At 60.2% G+C, this 4,496-nt stretch carries 7 protein-coding genes; 3 read left to right on the top strand and 4 right to left on the bottom strand.

The window, feature by feature from the left end; translation table 11 throughout:
- Together AHiyo1_RS25160 and AHiyo1_RS22830 are read left to right on the top strand one after the other, a co-directional pair.
- Positions 1-215: hypothetical protein (locus AHiyo1_RS25160; RefSeq protein WP_216363306.1), on the top strand; the 215-nt coding region annotated here is incomplete at its 5' end.
- Positions 216-323: 108 nt separating this feature from the next.
- Complete coding sequence (locus AHiyo1_RS22830) at positions 324-542, top strand: hypothetical protein (protein ID WP_172465720.1); 219 nt, start codon at positions 324-326, stop codon at positions 540-542.
- Positions 543-837: 295 nt separating this feature from the next.
- Here the strand turns inward: AHiyo1_RS22830 and AHiyo1_RS22825 are convergent, their stop codons facing one another.
- Positions 838-2,106, bottom strand: a complete 1,269-nt coding sequence (locus AHiyo1_RS22825; RefSeq protein WP_172465719.1) for a hypothetical protein — start codon at positions 2,104-2,106, stop codon at positions 838-840.
- A 77-nt stretch (positions 2,107-2,183) separates the two neighbouring features.
- Positions 2,184-3,035: a DUF5677 domain-containing protein gene (locus tag AHiyo1_RS22820; protein ID WP_059390117.1), complete on the bottom strand. Its 852-nt coding sequence runs from the start codon at positions 3,033-3,035 to the stop codon at positions 2,184-2,186.
- Positions 3,036-3,199: 164 nt separating this feature from the next.
- Between AHiyo1_RS22820 and AHiyo1_RS22815 the strand changes: the two genes are divergently transcribed.
- Entirely contained in the window at positions 3,200-3,415 is a 216-nt protein-coding gene (locus AHiyo1_RS22815; RefSeq protein WP_059390116.1) for a hypothetical protein, read from the top strand.
- A gap of 278 nt (positions 3,416-3,693) precedes the next feature.
- On the opposite strand, the gene AHiyo1_RS22810 is transcribed toward AHiyo1_RS22815, so the two are convergent.
- The gene (locus AHiyo1_RS22810; RefSeq protein WP_148667732.1) at positions 3,694-3,918 is read right to left on the bottom strand and encodes a hypothetical protein; all 225 of its coding nucleotides are present in this window, start codon (positions 3,916-3,918) and stop codon (positions 3,694-3,696) included.
- Positions 3,915-4,496 (bottom strand): hypothetical protein (locus AHiyo1_RS22805; protein WP_172465718.1); only part of this gene is annotated, 582 nt, incomplete at its 5' end. The genes AHiyo1_RS22805 and AHiyo1_RS22810, both read right to left, overlap by 4 nt.

Genomic DNA, 4,496 nt, shown 5'->3' with positions numbered 1-4,496 from the left:
CCAGCCGCGCCCACGCTGAGCGGGTGGCCTGGCGGGTCATGAAGACCTGGCTCGAAGCGCAGCTCGCGCTCGTGGCCGCCGAGATGATCGACATCGGCCAGGCGCTGCTGGCGTTCCTGCAGGTCGATGGCACCGGCCGGACGCTTTACGAGGTCTACAAGGAGCGAGAGAGCCTGGCGCTCTCCCCAGGAAGCAACGACAAGACGAAGGACTGAACAAACGATGACTGATCCCGAGCACAAGACTCAGGCCAAGGCGCTGACCGACGAGTTCGTGAGCGTGCGCTTCCGGCTGTGGCACGGATGACCGACGAACGCTCCGCGGTGTTCGTCACAACCGCCGGCGACCCTGCGCGGGTCCGGATCAGCGTCGTCGACCAGGGGTACCGCTGGCAGATCGCAGATCGCCAGCACGGGCACACTCTGCCACTGGATACGCCGGTGCCGGATGTCACTGAGCTGGTGGCGATCTGCTCCGCGAAGCGGTGCGCCGACGTCCCGGTGCTCGTCACGGACGGAGCCATGTCTCGCGAAGCGAGCTGAGGCGACATCGACACTGCCAGTACGCGAGAGAAAAAGAGAGACCCCGTTGGAGTGAACTGCTCCAACGGGGGTCTCTGACGTTCCTGACGCATTCCGAATGACCGGTTCAGCCTTTTGATTCCCATTCGACTCATGATAGAATGAATGCCGACGAATGAGTCTGGCGCTTATCACAATCAGCGCCGGCAGTGGCCGCGAATGTACGTTGGCGGATCGCCAACGATAGACCCCCTGGTGATCCTAGGAAAAGACCCATCTAGCCTTTTCGAGCGGATCGTGCTCACCTCACGGGGAATTAGATCTCTTTCCCCGAGTCAGCCTTCACTGGCAAGAAAAACGGGAGGAAGGCCAGCTTGATTTCTCGCACCGGGTCATTGACTGCATGGAAGATGAAGTCGCTTCGCTCACCAGGGCCGCCAGCACGTGCAGTTTTAAGGCAGCGCTCGTGGGCAATGATGGTTTGGACGGCCTTCTCCGCGATCGCCGTGGGGTTTCCGCCCCTGACAAAGAGCAGCAGTGACACCCTGGCATCACGCCAGGTCGTGTAGCGGTCGAGTAGCTGCTCCAAAGCAGCTTCAATCGTCTTCGGACCGCTCCAGATCTTGCACTCGGCGATGAAGACATTCCGATCGCGTTCTCTGATGAGAATGTCAGTCTTGCCTTGCTTGTTGAACATCTCCCCTGCCGCTGTTCCCTTGAAGGTGGCATTCAGGAAGATCAGCAGCAAATCGCGGATCCGTTCCTCGGTGAAGCTCGCTGCGAGCTCAGGCGTCCGTTCCAAGGCGTTGCGAGCCGACTCGAGGACTCGCATGGCATCCTCGTAGTCCGCATCGTCCAGGGCAGGTTCAGGTTCGAACGGCTTCGCGGCCTTCGGTCGAACTCGAACTGTCTTCCTTTCGAGGGGCACCTTGTAGGCATCGGCATCGGCTTGTCTTTGCAGCGGAATGCCTATGGCGTCCTGAAGCTTCCGCTCCGCCAAGACTTCCGTGCGGCGGCGCTCCACCGCAGCCACATCTGCCATCTGAGCATTGTGCTGATCGATCGCCTCCTTCGACCAGCTCAGCCACTTCTCAATTTGATCTATCTGCGCCAACAGGTCGTTGGAGATCGTCTCGGCTTCGGGGGCGTTCCCCGCAGGTTGTTCGTATTCGACGGTCAGCGTGTGGGATGCTCTGTCCAGATTCGCTGCCGGAGGATTCAAATCGCTGCGGCCGGGACGTCGGAGGAAAACCTCTTTCTCTCCTAAGAAGGGGATGGTCGCCCTGTAGACCTTGACTTGTCGCCGGATGTCTTCGGGGCGAAATTCCGGTCCTAGGTTGACCTTTCGATCAACCGGACGTCCTTGGAACATCTCGTCTCTGAGGAGTACAGGACAGTCAATCCTATGACGGTATCCGAGCTCAGACGCGACGTCGCCGGGGGCCGACAGGATGTCGTCAGGATCCCATTCAGCGAGGTCGTCGGCATAGGCATCCCGGCGTTGTCTCAGGAGCTCGGACAGGTCCGAACCCACGAACAGAATTCGGGTTTGTTTGTAAACAGTTGGTCTCAACGTGGCTCCCATATTGCTCGAACGCTCGGCGTGGGCCCTACCAGTGCAGCATGCGCCTTGGCGGAAGCCGGTCTGCAAGCAGGACGGATCTAGCTTTGTTTGTTCGAAGCGCCCTTTTTCTTCTTGCCCGTGACAGGTGCCTTCGTGAATATCATCGGCACCCCGATCTTCCGCTCAGCTTGTTCGATCTGCGATTTCAAACTCCCTTTGCCGTCAATGAGATTGCATACTTTCATCGCCGCGAGCAGCATGCAGAGAGCTGTTCCAAGCCATGATTCGTGTCCTTGGAGCTTCGCGTCGGGGGCGAACGCCAGTCCGGGTGGCTCAGCGATCTCTTCGAGATAGAGGTCGCCCAGGCCCATTCCGGCGTGACTGTACGTGCTCAGCAGCCGCCAGTGGATGTAGACCTCGAGCCCGCCGACGATCTGGCGGCATCTCTGCTCGAATGGGGGAAGCTCGATATCGAGGGTCTCCAGAATGCCATTGATCTCATCGATGTCGGACCGGTCGAATCCTTCTGCTTCGGTCTCGACCAGGTTCTCGAAGGCCGCCCTTCTCTGCCGGAAGCCTTCCTTGATGATTGCTCTGGCGTTGCTTGGCTCGAGGTAAAGCCAGATCGCGGTCATAGCGTTCTCGACCATTAGCCGGATCAGCGGCAATGCGTGGAGCATGCGGTCCGCCTCCGAGAGATCGATGATGGTCCGCATCAGGTTGACTGCATGGTTCGCGAAGCTCCAGATGAACGGCCCCCCGCTTTGGACGTCGAACTCGGATTTCATGTTGAAGGGCTTGTCCCGCGACCGGTCCCAATGACCGATCATCTTGCGGGCGTAGGCGCGCATCTCTGAGAGATCAGAGAAGCGCCCGTGTTTGACTGCTTCGTTATAGATTTGGCCGCTCAACCTGGCACTTCCGTTATCGACGTTGCTGAGGGCGAGCATACACTTTTCGACCGCGTCCTAGACGATACAACGACTGTCCATATAGGGGATCTCCACCGGATGCCTGTCTTTGCCTGCCTCGTGAGGTCTCGTTTGGCTGATGCCCGATGCGACACGCTGTTCCTTCCCACACCTTCAGCCGGACGAGGAGCAGTCTTGGAGATATGGCGAATTTCAGGCCGCGCGAAGACGACCGGAAGCTGGTTCGGGTCGAAGGTCGGGACGACATCGGCGAGTTCATTGACCGTGGACACAACGTCGGGACGTTGCAGGGTATCTACTGCGTTGGGGTTCATTTCCCGAAGGACGGACTCTGTGCCTACTACGCGAGTGACAGGGTGACCTATGTCGTCGCCGACGGTACCCCCACGAGTGCCTGACGGCCTCGCCGCGGATGCGCTTGGTCTGACTGCTGAATCGGAAGCGTCGGACGAACCGCGCCTCTATGTCGGCTCGTGAGGACATGCCACTTCTGTTTGGCATCTCGAAATGGTGCTTAGCGGGATTCCTCCCGTCGTCACCAGATGTTGGCTCCGGACCTGGCCAACGCCAGGATCTCATCGCTCTTCCTGATGTTTGCTTCGCTCAACGTGATCGACTCCTTCGTAACCCCGCTCGATGCGGATGCACCGAGCCGGGGTTCACACGCGAAGCGTTGCTACTGCACACGCTCAGACAGGTGGAGCTTCTTCATGCCCAGAGCGTGCGGGTGGAAGTCGATCCCCAGGGCGACCAGAGCGTCGACGACCAGTTGAGCTTCAGCGCCGAGCTCCTGCACCGCGTCACGGTTGTTCTTCCCGAGGATCTGCTCCACGCCGTTTGCCTCTGTGATCTGCAGGTTCAGCCGCACGCACTCTGTTGGCCGGCCCTCCGGCGAGCTCACGGGTACTGCCTCGATGACTGCGACGAAGACGTCCAGCTCCAACTCGCTGGCGTAGCTCCGATGCAGTTGTTCAGCATCGCGCCCCAACGCGAGAGCGTCTCTGCATTCTTGGCGACGGCCAAGCTCAACCCTGGGGCAACCTCGCAGCCATCCAGAAGGACAGCTGTTTCGATTGCCCATTGGTGGCGCTGGGCCTGCTGCGCGATGCGCTCACGGCGGCGTGCCTCATGCTGCTCGAGGCGAGCCCGTTCACCGGCGGCCATCAGATCGCGCCGACGGTCCTCGATCAACCCCAAGGCCTGCTGGCGGAACGTCTCGTCCTTCCAGAGGTCCCAGGTTGCGACCTGTGCCGTGCCTTCGGGGAGCAACTCGATCTGCCGGTTGTACTGGTTAATCTCGTACAGCGCATGGGCCTCCTCCTGCATAACTCTGCTTGATGCGCGGCCTCGGATGTCGTTCCAGCGCTCGATCTCGGGCAGATCCCGGATCAGGTGTTCGAGGTCCCGGGAGCCGCGGATGCGACGCTGCCCGCGAGCAGCGATCATCTCCGGAAGCAGGTCGAGATCCCGCGTGACGCC

This window comes from Arthrobacter sp. Hiyo1 (assembly GCF_001263615.2).
GTDB lineage: Bacteria > Actinomycetota > Actinomycetes > Actinomycetales > Micrococcaceae > Arthrobacter.
This window is presented reverse-complemented; position numbering and strand designations above follow the sequence as displayed.

Excerpts from the sequence above, each read along its gene's own strand:
- AHiyo1_RS22825 (WP_172465719.1), bottom strand. The coding sequence starts at position 2,106 with ATGGGAGCCACGTTGAGACCAACTGTTTACAAACAAACCCGAATTCTG.
- AHiyo1_RS22820 (WP_059390117.1), bottom strand. The coding sequence starts at position 3,035 with ATGCTCGCCCTCAGCAACGTCGATAACGGAAGTGCCAGGTTGAGCGGC.
- AHiyo1_RS22815 (WP_059390116.1), top strand. The coding sequence starts at position 3,200 with ATGGCGAATTTCAGGCCGCGCGAAGACGACCGGAAGCTGGTTCGGGTC.